18 protein-coding genes are annotated in these 19252 nt (G+C 70.5%); 12 read left to right on the forward strand and 6 right to left on the reverse strand.

Going from position 1 to position 19252, the window contains the following annotated elements; translation table 11 throughout:
• Positions 1-92 precede the first annotated feature (92 nt).
• The 3 genes from ACGFI1_RS26590 (at position 93) to ACGFI1_RS26600 (ending at position 3186) form a co-directional block, all read left to right on the forward strand.
• Positions 93-1691, forward strand: a complete 1599-nt coding sequence (locus ACGFI1_RS26590) for a replication initiator (protein ID WP_392789062.1) — start codon at positions 93-95, stop codon at positions 1689-1691.
• A 62-nt stretch (positions 1692-1753) separates the two neighbouring features.
• Positions 1754-1903, forward strand: a complete 150-nt coding sequence (locus ACGFI1_RS26595) for a helix-turn-helix transcriptional regulator (protein WP_281259391.1) — start codon at positions 1754-1756, stop codon at positions 1901-1903.
• Entirely contained in the window at positions 1903-3186 is a 1284-nt protein-coding gene (locus tag ACGFI1_RS26600; protein ID WP_392788837.1) for a tyrosine-type recombinase/integrase, read from the forward strand. Before ACGFI1_RS26595 ends, ACGFI1_RS26600 begins: the two co-directional genes overlap by 1 nt.
• Before the next feature lie 29 nt (positions 3187-3215).
• Here ACGFI1_RS26600 and ACGFI1_RS26605 read toward each other — a convergent pair whose 3' ends face one another.
• The 3 genes from ACGFI1_RS26605 to ACGFI1_RS26615 all read right to left on the reverse strand — a co-directional run bounded on the left by ACGFI1_RS26605 (position 3216) and on the right by ACGFI1_RS26615 (position 7659).
• A complete protein-coding gene (locus ACGFI1_RS26605) occupies positions 3216-4118 on the reverse strand; it encodes a coiled-coil domain-containing protein (protein ID WP_386872299.1) in 903 nt (300 codons plus the stop codon).
• 245 nt (positions 4119-4363) lie between these two features.
• A complete protein-coding gene (locus tag ACGFI1_RS26610) occupies positions 4364-5527 on the reverse strand; it encodes a S8 family peptidase (protein ID WP_386872301.1) in 1164 nt (387 codons plus the stop codon).
• A 146-nt stretch (positions 5528-5673) separates the two neighbouring features.
• Positions 5674-7659, reverse strand: coding sequence for a serine/threonine protein kinase (locus ACGFI1_RS26615; RefSeq protein ID WP_392788841.1), 1986 nt, complete (start codon positions 7657-7659; stop codon positions 5674-5676).
• Between the two features lie 182 nt (positions 7660-7841).
• Here ACGFI1_RS26615 and ACGFI1_RS26620 point away from each other — a divergent pair, with 182 nt between their 5' ends.
• The 4 genes from ACGFI1_RS26620 (at position 7842) to purM (ending at position 11955) form a co-directional block, all read left to right on the forward strand.
• A complete protein-coding gene (locus ACGFI1_RS26620; protein ID WP_392788843.1) occupies positions 7842-8282 on the forward strand; it encodes a sterol carrier family protein in 441 nt (146 codons plus the stop codon).
• A 44-nt stretch (positions 8283-8326) separates the two neighbouring features.
• Positions 8327-8953, forward strand: coding sequence for a LamG domain-containing protein (locus ACGFI1_RS26625; protein WP_171069303.1), 627 nt, complete (start codon positions 8327-8329; stop codon positions 8951-8953).
• 525 nt (positions 8954-9478) lie between these two features.
• Complete coding sequence (gene purF / locus ACGFI1_RS26630; protein WP_138639913.1) at positions 9479-10933, forward strand: amidophosphoribosyltransferase; 1455 nt, start codon at positions 9479-9481, stop codon at positions 10931-10933.
• Positions 10930-11955 (forward strand): phosphoribosylformylglycinamidine cyclo-ligase, encoded by a 1026-nt coding sequence (purM, locus tag ACGFI1_RS26635; RefSeq protein WP_392788846.1) that lies wholly within the window; start codon positions 10930-10932, stop codon positions 11953-11955. The genes purF and purM overlap by 4 nt, the downstream gene beginning before the upstream one ends.
• A gap of 268 nt (positions 11956-12223) precedes the next feature.
• Here the strand turns inward: purM and ACGFI1_RS26640 are convergent, their stop codons facing one another.
• Positions 12224-12430, reverse strand: a complete 207-nt coding sequence (locus tag ACGFI1_RS26640) for a DUF3073 domain-containing protein (RefSeq protein WP_089328938.1) — start codon at positions 12428-12430, stop codon at positions 12224-12226.
• 329 nt (positions 12431-12759) lie between these two features.
• A complete protein-coding gene (locus ACGFI1_RS26645; protein ID WP_392788848.1) occupies positions 12760-13842 on the reverse strand; it encodes a Leu/Phe/Val dehydrogenase in 1083 nt (360 codons plus the stop codon).
• An 85-nt stretch (positions 13843-13927) separates the two neighbouring features.
• Between ACGFI1_RS26645 and ACGFI1_RS26650 the strand changes: the two genes are divergently transcribed.
• Positions 13928-14845, forward strand: coding sequence for a hypothetical protein (locus ACGFI1_RS26650; RefSeq protein WP_392788851.1), 918 nt, complete (start codon positions 13928-13930; stop codon positions 14843-14845).
• Positions 14846-15118: 273 nt separating this feature from the next.
• Positions 15119-15322 (forward strand): developmental transcriptional regulator BldC, encoded by a 204-nt coding sequence (gene bldC / locus ACGFI1_RS26655; protein WP_012850682.1) that lies wholly within the window; start codon positions 15119-15121, stop codon positions 15320-15322.
• Positions 15323-15679: 357 nt separating this feature from the next.
• On the opposite strand, the gene ACGFI1_RS26660 is transcribed toward bldC, so the two are convergent.
• The gene (locus ACGFI1_RS26660; RefSeq protein ID WP_240808332.1) at positions 15680-16372 is read right to left on the reverse strand and encodes a TetR/AcrR family transcriptional regulator; all 693 of its coding nucleotides are present in this window, start codon (positions 16370-16372) and stop codon (positions 15680-15682) included.
• 381 nt (positions 16373-16753) lie between these two features.
• Here ACGFI1_RS26660 and ACGFI1_RS26665 point away from each other — a divergent pair, with 381 nt between their 5' ends.
• The 3 genes from ACGFI1_RS26665 (at position 16754) to ACGFI1_RS26675 (ending at position 19182) form a co-directional block, all read left to right on the forward strand.
• Complete coding sequence (locus tag ACGFI1_RS26665; RefSeq protein ID WP_138639917.1) at positions 16754-17755, forward strand: LacI family DNA-binding transcriptional regulator; 1002 nt, start codon at positions 16754-16756, stop codon at positions 17753-17755.
• A 279-nt stretch (positions 17756-18034) separates the two neighbouring features.
• Positions 18035-18271 (forward strand): hypothetical protein, encoded by a 237-nt coding sequence (locus tag ACGFI1_RS26670; RefSeq protein ID WP_138639918.1) that lies wholly within the window; start codon positions 18035-18037, stop codon positions 18269-18271.
• An 86-nt stretch (positions 18272-18357) separates the two neighbouring features.
• On the forward strand, positions 18358-19182 hold the full coding sequence (locus ACGFI1_RS26675; protein WP_386872316.1) for an N-acetylmuramoyl-L-alanine amidase: 825 nt from the start codon (positions 18358-18360) through the stop codon (positions 19180-19182).
• The last annotated feature ends 70 nt before the right edge of the window (positions 19183-19252 follow it).

Here is a 19252-nt window from a genome sequence, read left to right on the forward strand (position 1 = left end):
CCCTCGACGACACCTCCGAGGACACTCCGCCCTCGTCGGTCGAGCCCGGCCCGGAACCGGTCGTCAAGACACTGGCTCCGCTGGCGCGGGGCGTGCTGGAAGCGGTCGCAGTCGAACACGGCGTCTGTATCCGTCCGGTCCCCATGCGGCGGGTCGACCTGAACACGGGCGCGGCCGAAATGGTCTATGTCCCCTGCGGTCACACCCTGGCCTCGGTCTGTCCCTCGTGCGCCGAACGCAAGCGCAAGCTCCGCGCCGTGCAGTGTCGCCAGGGCTGGCACCTGACCGAGGAACCGGTCATCACGCGCGCCGACCCGGACGAGGAGCAACGGGCGTGGATGGAGCTGCGGGCGCACGCTGCGGCTGCTCGCGACCGCGCAGCAGTCGACGGAACGGCGGACGGGGAAGACGCCTCGTTCTGGGACGCGGTGATCCGCGACCTGGACAACGAGCTTGAACGCACCGGGGTCCGCGGTTCCCTCAAAACCGGCGATGAGACCAGGGGCCGGCGCACTCGGTCGACCCGGCGGCGGCAGGATGCGCCCGACCTTCCCCGGCGTCCGGTCGACTCCCGCACTGTCGGCAAGGTGTTCCGGGGCAAGGATGGCAAGACCTTCCGGCCCTCGCTGTTCCTGACCCTCACCCTGGACTCCTACGGGCGGGTGCGCTCGGACGGTACGCCGGTCGACCCCGAGTCCTACGACTACGCGCGGGCGGCCCGTGATGCCCTGCACTTCTCCAAGCTGGTGGACCGGTTCGTGCAGAACCTGCGCCGGTTCGTCGGCTACGACGTCCAGTACTTCGCCGCCGTCGAACCGCAACGCCGTCTCGCGCCCCACCTGCACATGGCCATACGGGGCACCATTTCCCGCGCTGAGCTGAGGCAGGTGGTGGCGGCCACCTACCACCAAGTGTGGTGGCCTCCGACCGATCGCGTCGTCTTCGACGGCGAACACCTACCCGTCTGGGACGACGCGGCAGGCGTGGACGGTAACGGCGGCTACCTCGACCCGGCCACCGGTGAGGTGCTGCCCACCTGGGATGAGGCGCTAGACGCTCTCGGCCAGGACGACGACACCGACCCCTTGCACGTGGTGAAATTCGGGCGGCAGATCGACGCTCAAGGTGTCCTCGCCGACTCCGCCGACTCCCGGCGCTGCATCGGCTACCTGACCAAGTACCTGGTCAAGGGCGTGGCCGAATGCCACCGGGCCGAGACGAGCGCGCAGCGTGAACACGTCGACCGGATGGCCGAAGCCCTGCGCTACGAACCGTGCTCGCCGACGTGCGCGAACTGGCTGCGCTACGGCGTACAGCCCAAGAACGCGCGCAAAGGCCTCACGCCGGGCTACTGCAAAGGCAAAGCCCACCGCCGCGAACACCTCGGCTACGGCGGCCGCCGCGTCCTGGTCTCCCGCAAATGGTCCGGCAAGACCCTCGCCGACCACAAAGCCGACCGCAAGGCATGGGTTCTCGCCCGGCTCGCTGAGGCTGGCGTCCCCGTGTCGAATCCGGCCGATCCGAACGCCGTCCACGTCTGGGAACGGGCGGGGCCTGGAGACCCGGACGTGAAGCCGGCCGAGCAACGGCTTCTCCTGCTGATCAATGAACGCATCCAACGGCGCCGCCAGCTCGACGCCGCGACCCTCAACCCCACCCCAGAACTTTCGGCAACTGCGGAGGCGGCGTGAACAGGACTCCAAACACAGCGGTAGTGAACCTGCCGGTCGACCGAACATGGACCCCGCAGGAGGTGTCTCGTTTCCTCGGCGTCCCAGTGGCCACGCTCCATCAGTGGCGCTACCTCGGCACTGGACCGAAAGCGGCCAAGGTGGGACGTCATCTCCGCTACCTCCCCGCTGATGTCCTCGACTGGTTCCGCCAGCAGCAGGAGGCCGCGTAATGGCCGTCTACGACCGGTGGCACACGGCCAAGCCTCGTGGCGACGAGCAGGGCAAGGCGATGCCTCGATGCCGTGAACACAAGCAGTTCCCCAGCGCGGACCACGGTAAGGGGGATCGCTGGCAAGTCCGGTGGCGTGACGAGAACGGCAAGCAGTGCAAGCGCAACTTCGCGAAGAAGGCGGGCAAGGACCCGAACACCTGCGCTGACGCCTTTGACGCCAAGGTCAAAGCTGACCTCGATTCCGGAATGTACGTCGACCCGAACGCCGGGAAGATCACCTTCCGGGAGTACGCCGTGCAGTGGCTTGCGGCCCAGACCTTCGACGAGGGGACCCGCGATGCCATCGAACAGCGGCTACGCCTGCACGTCTATCCGGACCTCGGGGACAAGCAGCTCGGCGTGCTGTCCAAGCGGCCGTCCCTGATGCAAGCGTGGCTGCGGGGACGTCAGCAGGTGATCGCGCCGAACTACGTCCGGGTGATCCTCGCGCACGTCTCCACGGTCTTCAACGCGGCCATAGATGACGGCGTGATCATCAAGAACCCGTGCCGGGCCTCGTCGGTGCGTGCGCCCAAGCGGGACGGACGGAAGTTCGAACCGTGGCCGGTCGAACGGGTGGCGGCGGTCGGTGGGGCCATCACTGAGCGATACGCGGTGATGGTGGCGGTTGGGGCTCGGCTCGGACTTCGGCAAGGTGAGGCGTTCGGTTTGGCCGAGGAGGATGTCGACTTCCTTCGAGGGGTCGTGCACGTCCGGCGGCAGATCAAAATCTTCAAGGGTCGGCGTAAGGTGTTCGCTCTGCCCAAGGGCGGCAAGGAACGCGACATCCCTCTACCTGAGTCGCTGCGGCTGCTCCTGGCCGAGCACATGCAGCCGGACAACTACCCGCCCGTGCCCGTGACTCTGCCGTGGAAGGCGCCGGACGGTGACCCGGTGACGGCTCGGCTGATCTTTACGACCCGGCAGGGGACGGCAATCCATCGCAGCGAGTGGAACCGCTTCGTCTGGAAACCGGCCCTCGTGCGCGCCGATGTTTCGGCAACTCGGGCCAACGGCTTTCACGCGCTGCGGCATCACTTCGCCAGTGTGCTGCTGGAGCAGGGCGTAGACATCCGGGCGCTCGCCGAGTTCCTCGGGCACGCTGACCCTGGATTCACGCTCCGGACCTACACCCATCTCATGCCGTCCAGCCGGGACCGGATGCGCAAGGCGATCGACGACACGTGGGGAACGATTCCGGGGGCGAGTGCCCTGGATGTGCCCTCTCGGGAGATCTCGTGACCTGCGGCCCTGGTCAGAGCGGGATACGGCTAGAAGACCGAGATGTGGACGTGGTCGTAGTGGTTGGCGGTTACGCCGCCGCGGTTCTCCATCGTGCGCCAGCCGGGGCTGCGCATGTCGTAGATGCGCTGGCGCCAGATGACGTACTTGATGCCGAGGGCGCTGGCGTGGGAGATGGCGTACTGGGCCGTCTGGTCGCCGAGTGACTGGGCGCTGCCGGAGGCCATCGCGCCGCCGGTGGTGACCATGAAGTCGCAGGCGTGGCCGGTGCCGTGGTCCTGCGGGTCGGCGGTGTGGCGGACGCAGCCGATCGTGGGGAAGGGCCCGAACTCCACGTCGAGGGTGTTCTTCACCTTCAACATGCGGGGCGTGACGCCGCCCATGCCGACGCTCGGCGACTCGGGCTTGTACTTCTTCACGAGGTTCTTGATCTGGGCCTTGCGGTTCTTGAGGTCCTGCAGTTCCTTCTTCAGCTCCGTCATCTTCTGCTGCGCCTGCTTGCGGGCGGCGAGCTGGTCGTTGACGAGCTTCTGGATCTGCGCGACCTTCGCGGCCTTGTTCTGCGCGAGGTGGCTGACCAGGGTGGCGTTGCTGAGGAGGTCGGTCGGGTTCGCGTCGGTGACGAAGGTGACGGTCGGGTCCTGGCCGCCGGTCATGTACTGGGTGGCCGCGAGCTGGGCGACGAGGTTGCGCGCCTCGACGAGGTCCTTCTGCAGGGCGTTGGACTTGCTCAGCGCCTTCTGGGCGGCGTACTGGGCGTCCCGCAGCTTGGCGAGGTCGCCGCCGTACTCCCTGTCGAGCTGCGCGATCTGGCGGTTCAGCTTGGCGAACTTGGCGCTGTCGCCCGGATCCATGGGGACGGCCGCGGGGGGCGCCGCCACCGCCGACGGAGTCGCGGTGCCGAGCAGCGGCAGTGCCGTGGCGATGGCCACGAGAGCCGCGGCGGCGCGTCGTCCACCTCGCCGGCGGGCGGTGGGCCGACATGTGGAGGCGGGGGTCTCCACGTGTTCTCCTCTCGTCATGGCCGTAGGTACGGAGGTCCGGTGGCCCGAAGGTCAATGAAAGCTAAAGAACCGTCCAGCCTCGCCAAGGGTAGACCCAAGGGCCCGGTGGGACGGCGCGTACGCGCGAAGCCCGGCTCCCTTGCTGGGAGCCGGGCCATCCTACGTGACCGGACTCACAGCTTGCCCTTGTAGAGCAGCCGATTGGGCTGCGACCGCAGCTTCTTGAGACTGTGCGTGGAGTTGTCGTTCAGCCACTTCTGCACCTGCGGGAAAGTCGCCTTCTTATGCGTGGACAGGTAGAGGGCCGCCACGCCGCTGACGTAGGGGGCGGCCATGGACGTTCCGCTGGCCTTCTTCAGGCCGCCGCCAGGCCAGGTGGACCAGATGCCGTAACCGGGGGCGTTGATGTCGACGCACTTGCCCCAGTTGGAGAACGCGGCGCGGTTGTCGTAAACGGTGGTCGCGCCGACCGTCATGACCCATCCGGCGCCGGACGGGGAGAAGTTGCAGGCGTCCTTGTTGTCGTTGCCTGCGGCCACGGACACGAACACCCCGGACTTGGACAGGTTCATCACGGCGGTGTTGAGCGCCGAGGACTTCGGTCCGCCGAGGGACAGGTTCGCCACGGCCGGCTTGGCGGCATGGGTGCGCAGCCACTGGACGGCGGCGACGACGTCCGACATAGAGCCGGAGCCGTTGCAGTCGAGGACGCGCAGTGCCCGCAGCTTGACCGACTTGGCGGCGCCCGTGGTCTTGGCCCCGATGATGCCCGCGACGTGGGTGCCGTGGCCGTTGCAGTCGCTTCCGTTGCCGCCGAACCTGCTCGCCGTCCAGGCGACGGAGGCGCGGCCACCGAACTCCTTGTGCCGGACGTCGATGCCGGTGTCGATGACGTAGGCGTTCACGCCGCTGCCGGACGACGTGTAGGAGTAGGTCTTGGAGAGCTTCCTGGACCGCTGGTCGATCCGGTCGAGGCCCCAGGGCAGCGGCGAGCGCTGGGTGGTGGTCGCCCGGACGATCTGGTCCTGCTCGATCGCGGCGACGCGGTGGTCGCGGCGCAGCTTGTCCAGCTGGTCGCCGGTCAGCTTGGCGGCGAAGCCGTTCAGCACGCCGTCGAAGCGCTTGACGCCGGACGCCCTGACGTTCTTCGCGGCGGTGTCGGTGGACGCACCGGGCTTCAGCGTGACGATGTACTGGCCGGGCACCGGGGTGCCCTCGGCCGCCGTCACCCGCACCAGGGACGCGGAGTCGCCGGCGAACGCGGGGAGCGCCGCGGCGGCGGCGAGGCTCGTCGCGACTGCGCCGGCCAACAGCAGCCTTCGGTGGACAGCCCGCACGGCCTCTCCTTATGCCGGGGGACCGCGAGCGGCGGGCCCCGCCAACAAGGCCGATGATCTCGACCGAGGGGAACCCTAGCGGAACTGTCCTGATAAGAGACGACAAACTGACTGTATTGCCGGATATGAGGCCCTATGTCCGCCGGTCAGCCGCGGTTGAGCCGGCCGCCGTAGGCGAGCTTCGTGCCCGGCTTGCTCCATGTGTACTGCAGGGTCCCGTCCGGCTGGCGGGTGATCTCGACGACCCCGCTCGTGCACGGCTTGCCGATGGCCAGGTTCATCTTCAGCGCGCTTTCGGTGCCCCTGGCCAATGTGAGCGTGCCGTTGCACCCCTCACGCGGATACACCGCTTGGGCCGTGGTGCCGCCTGTCTGGAACGTGACCTCCACCGGGAAGGAGACATTGCGGTTGGTGTTGACCACAGTCCCCTTCCAGGTGCCCGCAAAGGACGACGGGATCGTTGTCACCGGACGGTTGTTGGACGCGTTGGCGCTGTCCGGGGGCGGCCCATCGTCGCCCTTGAGCTGGGGCCACAGCACCAGCGCGATGATGGCGATGCCGACGCTGACGCCGATGAACAGCGAAAGGGCGAGCCCGAGCACATGGTTGCTGGGGCGGCGCATGCGCGCGAGGGAGGACAGCGGTGAGGAACGATGTCCGCCGCCGTCGCGCCCATGGCCGAGCCCGGGGATGAGGTTCCCCGCCGTGTCGCCGCCGGTGGGCGGGTGGTCGTACATGCCGACCGCGTCGAACGTCGCCGTCGGGTCCGGAGCCACCGCGTCGAACGCGGCCGTCGGGTCGGCGGCGACCGGATCGAACCTCGTGGTCTCGTCCGACCGGGGGTGCTCCTCCCGCTGGGCGGAGCCGGCCGGACGGTCCAGGCCGACGGCGCCGAACATCGCGGTCGCCTCGAAGGCGGCCGGGTCCAGGTCGGCCAGGGGCGGCGGCTCGGGTGCGGGCTCCGGGTCGCGGCGGGCCTTGCGGGTGCGCGAGAGCTTGCCGAGGAGGGGAAGGGACGGCGACGCCCCCTCCTGAGGCGGACCGGACGGCCCCGGTGGCCCGAAAGGCCCAGGCTGGGCGGCCGGAGGGGGAGGCACCGGCGGCCCTTGAGGAGCCATGGGCATCGGTGGAGGCATCGGTGGTGCGGGAGGGTGGGCCGGGCCCGAAGGACCCATGGGAGGCGCTGGGACGCCCATGGGAGAACGCAACGGCGCCGCCGGTGGGACGTCCTTCCGGGCGCCCCCAGGACCTGCCGCAGGGCCGGCGGCCAAGGCGCGTCCCTCTTCCACCATCGACGGTGGCATGCGGGCAGGAAGCGGACTGTCCGAGCCAAGAAGCCGCTCAAGGATGCGCGGGGCCGTGGGACGGGCGGCCGGGTCCTTGGCCAGGGCGTCTGCCATCACCTCCCGCACGGCGTCGGGGACGTCCGACAGGTCGGGCTCGTCGTAGACGATGCGCTGCATCACCTCGGACGGCGAGCCCTCGCCGAACGGCGCCTTGCCCGTAGCGGCGAACAGCAGCGTCGACGCCCAGGCGAACACGTCGGCGGCCGGGCCGATGCCCAGACCGCTCAACTGCTCCGGAGCCTTGTAGGACGGGTCCTCGGTGTTGTGGCCGCTGAAGGCGACGTTCACCGCTTCCAGAGCGTGCGCTATACCGAAGTCGCTCATCCGCGGGCCGTTGCGCCCCAGCAGGACGTTCGCCGGCTTCAGGTTGTGATGAAGAGCACCCGCACGATGGACGGCCGCGAGCGCGATCGCCATACCGACCGCCAGGCGCTCGACGACGGCGCCGCCGCGCACGCCCTCCTCGTCCACGAGCTGCTGGAGGGACGGCCCGTCCACCCACTCGCTCACCACGTAGGGGCGGTCGCCCTCCACGTCGGCGGCCAGGATCGCCGCCGTGCAGAACCCCGAGACCTTCCGGGCGGACGTGAACGCGCCGGCGAACCGGGACCGGGCGACGGGCTCGCCGCTGAGCCGCACGTGCAGGACCTTCACGGCGACGTGGCCGCCCGCCGGGTCCCTGCCGAGGAAGACGGCGCCCTGCTCACCGACGCCGAGCCGGCCCGTGATCTCGAACGAGCCGAGCCTGCGCGGGTCACCCGGCTGCAGGGGCAGCGCCTCGGGCATCTCACGAACCTCCGTGTCCTCCGGGGACGCGCGTCCCCGGCTCCCCGTTCAACTCACTCCCCATGCCTGGCACCGGGGTCCATTTCTACCGCCTGTCCGGGCCGGCCGTGCCGGAGCGGCCCCCACCAGCGTCCGCCGCCGGCTCCGCGTTCACCCTGACGGACGGGGTAGCGTCGGTCCCGATGCCGCGAACCCCGCTGACCTCCGCCGTCCTGAACGAGCAGCGCGCCGCGCTCGGCCTGCCGCCGCACACCGGCGAGGACGAGCCCGCCGCGCTCCGTCGCGCGGCCCTGGACACCGTCCTCGCCGCCGAGGCGGAGGGCACGGAACCATCCCGGCCGGTGGTCAAGGGGGCGGTGCGGTTCCTGCTCGACCGGCTCGCCGAGTCGGCGCCCGGCCGCTCGGTGGAGGTCCGGGTCCCTCCACACGCCGCCGTTCAGTGCATCGACGGCCCGCACCATACCCGTGGTACACCACCGAATGTGGTGGAGATGGACGCCGCGACCTGGATCGCACTGGCGACGGGACGGTTGGCCTGGGCCGACGCGGTCGCGGACGGGCGGGTCCGGGCCAGTGGCGCGCGCGCGGACCTGACGGGCTATCTTCCTCTACCCATCGACTGAAACCTTCCCGTGCGGGAGTATCCGCCTTGCTGGAGGTGATCCCCGTGCTGATCGCTCATTGGACGTTCGACGTCGACACCGTGGACGGCCGCACGGTCGCGGACGCGACCGGGGCAGGGCCCGCCGCCGAACTGGACGAGACCGCCGGGATCGTCCCCGGCCGCGAGGGGGAGGCGCTGTCGCTCAGCGGGCGCGACCGGGCCGTCATCCCCGCCGTGCCCCAGCTCGTCCTCAGCCAGGTGTTCGGGTTCAGCCTGGCGTTCTTCGTCCAGGTCACCGAGGCGCCCACCGGAGAGTGGCGCAGCCTCGTCTACAAGCCGGTCGCCGAGGACGACGCCCGGGGCCTCGGCCTGTGGCTGTACCCGGACGCCATGCGGCTGCGGGTCCAGTTGTTCACTGTGAAGGGCCCCGACTATGTCGACAGTCACATCAGGCTGTCGCTGGGGGAATGGACCCATGTCGCCTTCGTCGTGAACACCCAGGGGATGTTCCTCTACGTCAACGGCGTACTGGACGGCGCCGCCCCCCTGGAGCACCCCGTCGTCACACCGTCCGGACCCATCTACCTGGGCAGCGAACTCACCAAGCCCGGCTTCGGCGGGCTGATGGACGACTTCCGGGTGTACTCGTCCGCGCTCAACGAGGACGCCGTCCGGGCCTTGGCCGAGTGACCCTCACTAGCGCCCCGCACCGCACCGGCGCCTTGGACGTCCGCTCGCGCATAGGGGAACTCGCGCTCGACGCACCCCCGGCGTGACGTCTCGTCCGGGTACCTCGTCTCGTCCGCGCACTGCACGGCCTTGCTCAGCAGCCAGAAGCCCACGCCCCCGCCTATGAGGAGCGCAAGGGCGGAGCAGACGACCCCTACGACGGCAGGCCGTCGGTCAGGGTCCCGCCGGACGAGGGAGGCCACTCCCAGGGCGAACCCTACGAGGGCGGGTATCAAGCCCACCAGGCAGAAGACGAGCCCCACCAGTCCGGTGATTCCGAGCACCTGCGAGGCCCTCGCCAGCCCGCTGCGCCGCGGCGGTGCGGGCGGCGCGTAGGTCTGGTACCCGGGCAGCGTCATGTGTCCCCTCCACGTGTCGTCCCCAGATTCCCCCGAACCGCGTGATGCCCGTGGTTCCAGGGGGTAAAGGTCCGTTAAGACATGCCACCGATCGGAGCAGGTGAATCGGGCATCTAGACTGGCGAGCGTGCCTCTCCGTGACGGACGTCTGAGCCACGACATCGATCCCTCCGACCGCGCTCCCCAGGACGCCTGCGGGGTCTTCGGCGTCTGGGTCCCCGCCGACCAGGCGTCGCGGGCCGAGGTGAGCAAGCTCACCTACTACGGCCTGTACGCGCTCCAGCACCGCGGCCAGGAATCGGCCGGTATCGCCGTCAGCGACGGCTCCCGCATCGTCGTGTTCAAGGACATGGGCCTCGTCGCCCAGGTCTTCGACGAGTCGGTGCTGAACACGCTGCGCGGCCACATCGCCGTCGGCCACTGCCGCTACTCGACGACCGGGTCGCCGACGTGGGAGAACGCCCAGCCCACCTTCCGGTCCACGGACGCGGGCGGCCTCGCGCTCACCCACAACGGCAACCTGATCAACACCCCGGAGCTGGCCGCGCGGCTGGAGCCGGGCGTGCTGACCGCCACGACCGACACCGAGGTCCTCACCGCGCTGTTCGCCCACCACGGCGAGGGCGGCCCGATGGCCGCGGCGCGGGAGATCCTCCCCGCCACCCGCGGCGCGTACTCCCTGGTCTTCATGGACGAGGGGACGCTGTACGCGGCCCGCGACCCCGAGGGCGTGCGGCCGCTCGTCCTCGGCTCCCTGGAGGCCGGCGGCTGGGTGGTGGCGTCCGAGACGGCCGGGCTCGACATCGTCGGCGCGCGCTTCGTCCGGGAGATCGAGCCCGGCGAGCTGGTCGCCATCGACGGCGACGGCGTCCGGTCCGAGCGGTTCGCCGAGCCGCGCCCCAAGGGCTGCCTGTTCGAGTACGTCTACCTGGCGCGGCCCGACACGACGATCGCCGGGCGCAGCGTCCAGGCCACCCGCGTCGAGGTGGGCCGCCGGCTGGCGCGCGAGCACCCCGTCGAGGCCGACATGGTCATCCCGACGCCCGAGTCGGGCACCCCGGCCGCGATCGGGTACGCGGAGGCGTCCGGCATCCCCTACGGCCAGGGCCTCGTGAAGAACTCCTACGTCGGGCGGACGTTCATCCAGCCGTCCCAGACGATCCGGCAGCTCGGCATCCGGCTCAAGCTGAACCCGCTGCGCGAGGCGATCGAGGGCAAGCGCCTGGTCGTGGTGGACGACTCCATCGTGCGCGGCAACACCCAGCGCGCCATCGTCGGGATGCTGCGGGACGCGGGCGCCGCCGAGGTGCACGTGCGCATCTCCAGCCCGCCCGTCGCCTGGCCCTGCTTCTACGGCATCGACTTCGCGACCCGCGCCGAGCTGATCGCCGGGAACCTGTCCGTGGAGGAGATCCGCGACTCCATCGGCGCCGACTCGCTCGGCTACATCTCCCTGGACGAGCTCATCTCCGCTTCGCAGATCCCCAAGAACAACCTGTGCCGGGCGTGCTTCGACGGCGTCTACCCCATCCCCGTGGAGCAGGACGCCCGCGGCAAGCACCTGCTGGAGGTCGGGCGTTGACGTCCTATGAGGCCGCCGGTGTCGACATCGCCGCGGGCGAACGCGCCGTAGAGCTGATGAAGTCCCGGGTGGCCCGTTCACGGCGCCCGGAGGTCGTCGACGACGTCAGCGGGTTCGCGGGCCTCTTCGACGCCTCGGCCTTCCTGAAGTACAGGCGTCCTATGCTCGCGACGTCCACGGACGGCGTCGGTACCAAGGTCGACCTGGCGCGGCGCCTCGGCATCTACGACACGGTCGGGCACGACCTGGTCGGCATGGTCATCGACGACCTCGCCGTATGCGGGGCCGAGCCGCTGTTCATGACCGACTACATCGCCTGCGGGAAGGTCGTCCCGGAACGGATCGCCGACATCGTCGGCGGGATCGCGGACGCCTGCGCCCTGGCCGGGTGCGCCCTCGTCGGCGGCGAGACCGCCGAGCACCCCGGCCTTCTGGAGCCGGACGAGTTCGACCTCGCGGGCGCGGGGACGGGCGTCGTCGAGGCAGACGAGATCCTCGGCCCGGACCGCGTCCAGGTGGGGGACGTCGTCCTCGCCATGGCCTCGTCGGGCATCCACTCCAACGGGTACTCGCTCGTAAGGCACATTCTGGCCACGACCGACCTGGCCCTGGAGTCCGAGCCCGCCGAACTAGACCGTCCGCTGGGTGAGGAACTTCTCACCCCGACGCGCATCTACGCCAAGGACTGCCTCGCGCTGATCCAGGCCGGCGGGGTGCGCGCGTTCGCGCACATCACGGGCGGCGGGCTGGCGGCGAACCTGGCCCGCTCGCTGCCGCCGACGGTGGACGCCGTGCTCGACCGCTCCTCGTGGGAGGTCCCGGCCCTGTTCCGCGTCCTGCAGGGCCACGGCGGCGTGCCGCAGCCCGAGATGGACAAGACGTTCAACCTGGGCGTCGGGATGGCCGCGATCGTGAGCCCGGACGGCGCCGACGCGGCGCTGCGCCTGCTGACCTCGCGCGGCGTGCCCGCCTGGGCGCTCGGTGAGATCACCGACGGCACCGGTGCCGCCGTCCTGCGCTAGCCGCGCGGCCGACCGCCCCGCCGTCCGGCGGGGCGCGGCCCGAAAAGGCGGGGACGCCGGGTGGGACGGGCTGAGAGGGTCACTGAGCGCCTCTCAGCCCTCAACCGTCACCACGGAAGCGTGCGCCGCCGAAGGTGCCTCAGGGGCCCTCTCGGCGGCCGACGGAAACCATGACTCGCACACCCCCCATGAGGGAAAACCGCGCCGAACTGGAGAAGTCACGACAAACGCCACTGCCCGTGGCGGGCAGTGGCGCGCTGTCGGCCGGTCAACCGGAGGTGCCGTCCTTGCGGTGCTCCGTGCCGTAGTCATCGGCGTAGTCGGCGTACTTCTCGGCGAGCTCGTCGTACGAGTCGTCGCCGGAGTCCGTGACTCCCAGTTCGTCCTTCAGGCGGTCGAGGTCCGTGTTGCCGGTGTTGTACTTGAGCTGCCGGGCAACCTTCACCTGCTTGGCCTTGGCTCGGCCGCGACCCATTGGCTCGACCCCCTCGATGGTCAGGGCTTTCGTGGGCCCATCAACGCGCGCGTGTACCACACGAACCGGTGCCTGATGAGCCATGCGTCAGTCACGGGTACAACCGTACCCGTTTTGCGCCTGGCTCGGTACATCGACGGTACGTGGCGGCGCTCCTGTTGCTGATGACAACAGTGTATCCGGTGGTCACGAGTACATGCCCAGGCCGCCGTGGGACGGTCGTACAGCGCTCCACGGCGGCCCTTGCAACGGTCTTGCAACGGTCTAAACGAGTCAGGAAGCCCCACTGTCCAGACCGGGGCCGAGCCCAAAAGGACCCCTAGGCCGCTCTAGAGGAGGATCCCCCGCAGCCTGCCGATCTCGGACATCCGGCGCTCCGCGAGCCGATCGGCGGCCACCGCCGGCGGGACGCCGTCGTCGGCGGCCAGCGCGAAGATCTTCCTGGTCGTGTCGTAGATGCCGGACGCCCGTGCCTTGGCGCGGTCGAAGTTGAAGCCCTCGATCTCGTCCGCGACCTGGATCACACCGCCCGAGTTCACCACGTAGTCGGGCGCGTACAGGACGCCCCGGTCGGCGAGGCTCTTCTCCACTCCCGTGTGGGCGAGTTGGTTGTTCGCCGCGCCGCACACCACCTTGGCCCGCAGCACGGGAACGGTGTCGTCGTTCAGGGAGCCCCCCAGCGCGCAGGGTGCGTACACATCGAGATCCGCGCGGACCATGGCGTCGGCGTCGGTGACGACCTCCACCTCCGGGTGCAGTGACCGGACCCGGTCGACCGCCGCCTCGTTCACGTCGCAGACCACGACGTCCGCGCCGTCCTCGCGCAGATGCTCCACCAGCCGGTGACCGACTTTCCCGACACCTTCCACGCCGACCCGCTTGCCGCGGAGGCTCGGCGTGCCCCACATCGTCTCGGCGGCGGCCCGCATGCCCTGGAACACGCCGAACGCCGTGAGGATGGAGGAATCGCCCGCGCCGCCGTGCGCGACCGTCCGTCCGGTGACGTAGCGGGACTCCCGCGCCACGATGTCCATGTCCTCGCTGTACGTGCCGACGTCGCACGCCGTGTAGTAGCGGCCGTTCAACGACTGGACGAAGCGCCCGTACGCCCTCAGCAGCGCCTCGGACTTGTCGACGGCCGGATCGCCGATGATGACGGCCTTGCCGCCGCCGAGATCGAGCCCGGCCATGGCAGCCTTGTACGCCATGCCCCGGGACAGGTTCAGCACGTCGGCGAGTGCCTCTTCCTCGGTGCCGTAGGGGAAGAAGCGGGTTCCTCCCAGGGACGGGCCCAGCGCAGTGGAGTAGATGGCGATGATGGCGCGCAGGCCGCTGGCTTCGTCTTGGCAGAAGACGACCTGCTCGTGTCGGGGTTCGGTGCCCTTGTGGGGCGCCCCGAAGACATTAGGCACGGTAGTGCCCTCCTCTCTGTCTCTAGATCAGACTAGGGCGCGGTATGGCCCCCCGTCCGCCCTGATCTCATGTCACGATGCGGTTGTGCTTCCGTACGCCGCGTACCTACGGGTTTATGAACCGGTGACCGCCTTCCCGGAGCCCGCGCGGACACTGTGGACGGTCTACGCCGACTCCAGGCGGCGCCCGCGGCGGATCCACGCGCTCGGTGTGGAACACCGCGAGGCCGCGCTGAGGCTGGTCGGCACGCCGCCCGAGGTCGTCCCCGAGCGGGAGAGCCGGGACGCCTACGTGCGCCGCCTCGACGACATGATCTACGTGTGCCCGTGGGGGACGCGGCTGCGCTCGTGGCTGGCCTTCGAGCGGTTCCGCAACGAGCACGCCGCCGGCGTCGCGGCGGCGTTCATCCCGCCGCCGGTGGCGGAGCGGGCGATGAGCGAGTTCGAGCAGTGGAAGCGCGCCGGGCGGCCGCTGCGGCCGCACATACTGACGAGCACCTGGCACGTCCCGCTCGACTGGTTCGTGCCGTTCGCGCGCGGGGAGCGGTGCCTGATGCTCGGCACGCCGGGGACCGGGTACCGGAAGTCCGCCGACGCGGCCGAGGAACTGCCCGGCCACGGCCCGGCCACGGCCGCGCCCGCGCGCACGCTGAGTTACGTCACCTCGATGGGCGAGGCGCGCCGCCGGGTGGCGACGGCGCTCCCGGTGGTGCGCGAGAACCTCGGCGACGGCTCCGAGGACGTCTACCTCCTGTCGGCCGGGCGGCTGGAGACGCTCGCCCGGTGGCTCGGCGAGTTCCATCCCGGCTCCCTGGTCGAGCTCGACTACGGCGGCCTCGTCCACCTGCTGGACGACCGGACCCTCAGCGCGGACGAGTCGGTGGCCGAGATGACCGTCGCCCTCACCGGGATGGAGCGCGGTGAGGCCGAGCTGACCGTCGCGATGTACAAGCGACTGCTGGCCCGCTGGCGGCCCGTGCGGGCGCTGGAGGCCGCGAACTAAAACAAATTTCCCGAATCCGCGCGCGATACGACTATACGTGTCGCTAGAATCACGCAGCGTGACCCACTGTTCGCCGCTCAGGTGCGACACCCCGCCGTCGCGGGGATGTTTGCACGCAACTACCGCCAGGAACTTGCTTGTTGCGCTGAGTGGTGGCAAGGTTACACGTTGTGATGTCATAGTGGCTCTTTCGGGCCATAGGGGACATCAGTGACCACGCGAGGATCAATCGCAGGATCGCTGTCATCGGTCCACGGAGGAGAGGCCGCAAACATGTCAGCACGTACGCCAGAGGCCGAGCCCCTGCTGACGCCGGCGGAGGTGGCGACGATGTTCCGCGTCGACCCCAAGACCGTCACACGGTGGGCGAAGGCGGGAAAGCTCACGTCCATCCGGACGCTGGGAGGGCACCGTCGCTACCGCGAGGCGGAGGTGCGGGCGCTGCTCGCCGGCATCCCGCAGCAGCGCTCGGAGTAACGCGCACGGCACCAAGGGGGGACAGCCGGGAGGCCGCTGGGCGACCTCGCGCGCGAAGGACGCTCCAGGGGTCTCCTGGACGACCGGCCGGGACCACGGTCATCCGAGAACCGTGGGCCCGGTACCGAGCACGCCGTTCGGGCCGGCATCGCGCCCGCGGATCCCGTGGGTGGGATGCCGGCCTGCACGGAATTTCGGACACCTTAGGTTCAATCGTCCACAACCGGACACCAGTCCCGGCGGCCACAGCAGTTACGGCCGCGGTTGTTACGGCCACAGTTGTCAGGACCGCGGCGGTTACGACCGCACCTGTTGAGACCACAGCGGTTGCGACCACAGCGGTTACGGCCACGGCGGTCAGTCGCCCAGCTCCTCCTGGGAGAGGCGGGCGAACAGGGCGCCGGTGCCCGGGTCGTGGCGGCCGGCCGTCTGCATGATGGCCACGAGCTGGTCGACGAGCAGCCGCTCCAGCTCGGGGCGCGGCACGTCCCGGTTCTCCAGCCAGTCCAGGCCGGCGGTCTCCACCGTCGCCATCCAGCAGCGCAGCGTGATGCGCAGCACCGGCGGCGGGACCTCCACGTCCAGCGAGTGCAGGATGCGGTCCAGCAGCAGCCGGCGGATGCCGTCGACGATCTCGCCCGCCTCGCCGGAGCGGTCCGCGGGGCCGCCGCGCAGCAGCGCCGTGTAGCCGGCCGCGTGGCTCTCCACGAAGTCGAAGTACCGCTTCAGCGAGATGCGCAGCCGGTCGAGCGGCTTGCCCTCCGTCGGCGGTTCGAGCAGCACCGACAGCTTCTTCGCCGCGCTGCCGAGCGCCGCGATGTACAGCTCGTACTTGCCGCCGAAGTAGTGGTAGACGAGGGCCCGGGAGGCGCCGGCCGCGGCCGCGACGTCGTCGATCGAGATGTCCTCGGGCGAGCGCGTGCTGAACAGCTGCAGCGCCGCGTCGATCAGCTCGTCCCGCCGTTCGTCCACGCTGAGCCGGCGACGGCCCCGTCCGCCGCCGCTCCGTCGGCCCTGCGCCTTGCCGCCGGCCACCGCACGATCTCCCACCTGGGCAGCGTATCCGAGCCGGGCCCGGAGCCGTGCCGCGCCGACCGGGCGCGGGACGTCCTTTTCACCGGGTCGTGATCGGCCGCGGACACGACTGTGATCCGGAACACCACAGGCCCGAACCACCTTTGGCGTATGCCCGTTACTCCCGGTTGCGACGATTCGGGCGGAAGGCGCGGCATCATGGCATCTCCTCCCGAGCGGAGGTCGGCGCGCCGGTTCCCCCGGCGGCGCGTCGTCGCGGCAGGTCCTGCAGGTCCCCCCGGACGGAGTGCCATGTCAGCTGATGAACCGAATCCCCCGTACGGCAGGCAGGGAGAGGGCGCGGTGCCCCAGCCGCGCAGCGGATCCTCTCCCGCCGCGCGCGAGGAGGGGAGGGCGGTGCCGGCGCCGAAACCGACGATCCGCAACGTCGCCGAGCGCGCCGGAGTGTCGAAGTCGCTCGTCTCACTGGTGATGCGGGGGTCGCCGCACGTGAGCGAGCGCCGGAGGCAGGCCGTCCTGCAGGCCGCCCGGGAGCTCGGCTACCGGCCGAACGCCGTCGCGCGGAGCCTGGTCGAGGGCCGCACCCGGCTGATCGGCGCCATCGTCGCCGACCTCCACAACCCGTTCTTCGCCGAGTTCCTCGACGGGCTCCAGGAGAGCCTGCACGGCGCCGGCCTGCGAATGCTCGTCGGCAGCGGCCGGTGGGACCCGCTGTTCGAGGCGGAGGCCGTCGAGGCGTTCCTGGAGATGCGCGTGGACGGGCTGGTGCTGCTCAGCGTCGTCCCCGAATCGCTCAAAGAGGCCGCGGCGAGCGTCCCGGTGGTCGTCGTCGGCGAGCGCGACGTCCACGGCGTCGACATCGTCGTGGACGACGACGAGCTCGGCGCCAGCCTGGCCGTCGACCACCTCGTCGAACTCGGGCACCGCCGCATCGCCCACATCGAAGGGGCGCGCTCCACCACCGCCCACTACCGCCGCGCCGGCTACGAGAAGGCGATGCGCCGGCACGGGCTGGCCGCCGAGATCGTCGTCGAGACCGGCGACTTCACCGAGGACGGCGGCTACCGCGCCGCCCGCTCCCTGCTGCGCCGCGACGCCCGCCCCACCGCGATCTTCGCTCCCAACGACCTGGTCGCGACCGGCGCCCTCTCGGCCGCCGACGAACTCGGCATGCGGGTGCCCGCCGACCTGTCGATCGTCGGCTACGACAACACCCACCTCGCCGCGATCCGCCACATCTCCCTCACCAGCGTGGACCAGCCGCGCCGCGACATGGGGCGGGTGGCCGCCGAACTGCTCACCGCGCGCATCGGCGACCCGTCCCGGCACGCCCGGCAGAACCTGGTCGTCCCGCACCTCGTGGTGCGCTCCACGACGGGGCCCGTTCCCGCCCCGTGACCCGCCTCCCCCGGTGACCCGAGACGTCCCCCCGCCTCTTCACGCTCCCGCACGCACGCCCGCGCGACCGGTGCCCGTGGCCGCCCGCGGCCGCGTCGATCGTTCAGGAACCGGTTTTCGACGGGTAAGGGGCTGGCCAAGCCTGCCGCATTCGCCGGTCCCCGGCCCGCCGCCGGGGGGTTAATGGGACTCACCGTCCGACGGGTGCATCCGGGCGGCCTCGGGGGAGGCCGCCCGGCCGGGCCGGACGTCGGGAAAGTCCACTGGGGGGTTCAGCTCGTGCGTGATCCGGAACTGGTGTCGTGCGCGCAGCGCGCGGCGAGCGAATTGGAACGCGCGTGGTCGGAGTGGCGCAACGCCCGCGGCCTCGCCGAGCAGGTGTCGGAGTCCGTCGCCAGCTATGTGGCGCATTCCATCGACCACCCGTGGGGGCGGCCCCGCGTCGTCCTCGGCCTGGACGCCGACGAGGCGCGCGCCCTCGCCGCGCTGCTCGGCAAGGAGGACCCGCTCCGCTGATTTCGCGGACCGCGTTTGACGAACCTCCGCCGCCGTGCAGACTGTCAGGGTCCCCGGTAACGAAGTCATCACGGAGGAATCGGCCTGTGCGAATCCATCGAGGCGGCCCGATGGCCGCCGGTCTCGCGCTGTGCCTGGGCGCGCTCACCGCGTGCACCGGCTCCTCCGGCGCGTCCGCCGACGACCCCGCGCCTCCGCCGACGGCCCCGGCCGCGCCCGACGAGCAGTCACCGGCCGCCGCGAAGGCCGGCGGCCGCCCGCTGGACGGCCGCACCATCGTGATCGACCCGGGCCACAATGGCGGCAACGCCGCGCACCCGTCCGAGATCAACAAGCAGGTCAAGATCGGCAACGGCAGCAAGGCGTGCGACACGACCGGCACCGAGACCCGGTCCGGCTACGCCGAGCACGCCTTCACCTGGGACGTCTCGAACCGCCTCGCGAAGCTCCTGCGCGCCCGCGGCGCCAAGGTCGCCCTCACCCGCGAGGACGACAAGGGCGTCGGCCCCTGCATCACCGAGCGCGCCGCCCTCGGCAACCGCCTGAAGGCCGACGCCGCCGTGTCCATCCACGCCGACGGCGCCTCCGCGTCCGGCCACGGCTTCCACATCATCGAGCCGCTCTCCATCGGCCGCAACGCCGCGATGGTCACCGGCTCCGCCAAGCTCGGCAAGGCCCTCCGCGACGCCTACCACCAGGGCACCGGCATCCCGTACTCCAACTACCTCGGCAAGAACGCCATCGACCGCCGCGACGACCTCGGCGGCCTCAACATGTCGAAGGTCCCCAAGGTCTTCATCGAGTGCGGCAACATGCAGAACAAGACCGACGCCGCCAAACTCGCAGACCCCGCCTTCCGCCAACGCATAGCCGAGTCCCTGGCGAAGGGCTTCGAGACTTACTTGGGCTAAGACACCCCGCCCCGACCCACCGACCAACAACTCCCGGATCGCAACGAGTCTTCCAGGGGCGCTCCTCTGG

The organism is Actinomadura geliboluensis (assembly GCF_043197915.1).
Taxonomy (GTDB): domain Bacteria; phylum Actinomycetota; class Actinomycetes; order Streptosporangiales; family Streptosporangiaceae; genus Spirillospora; species Spirillospora geliboluensis.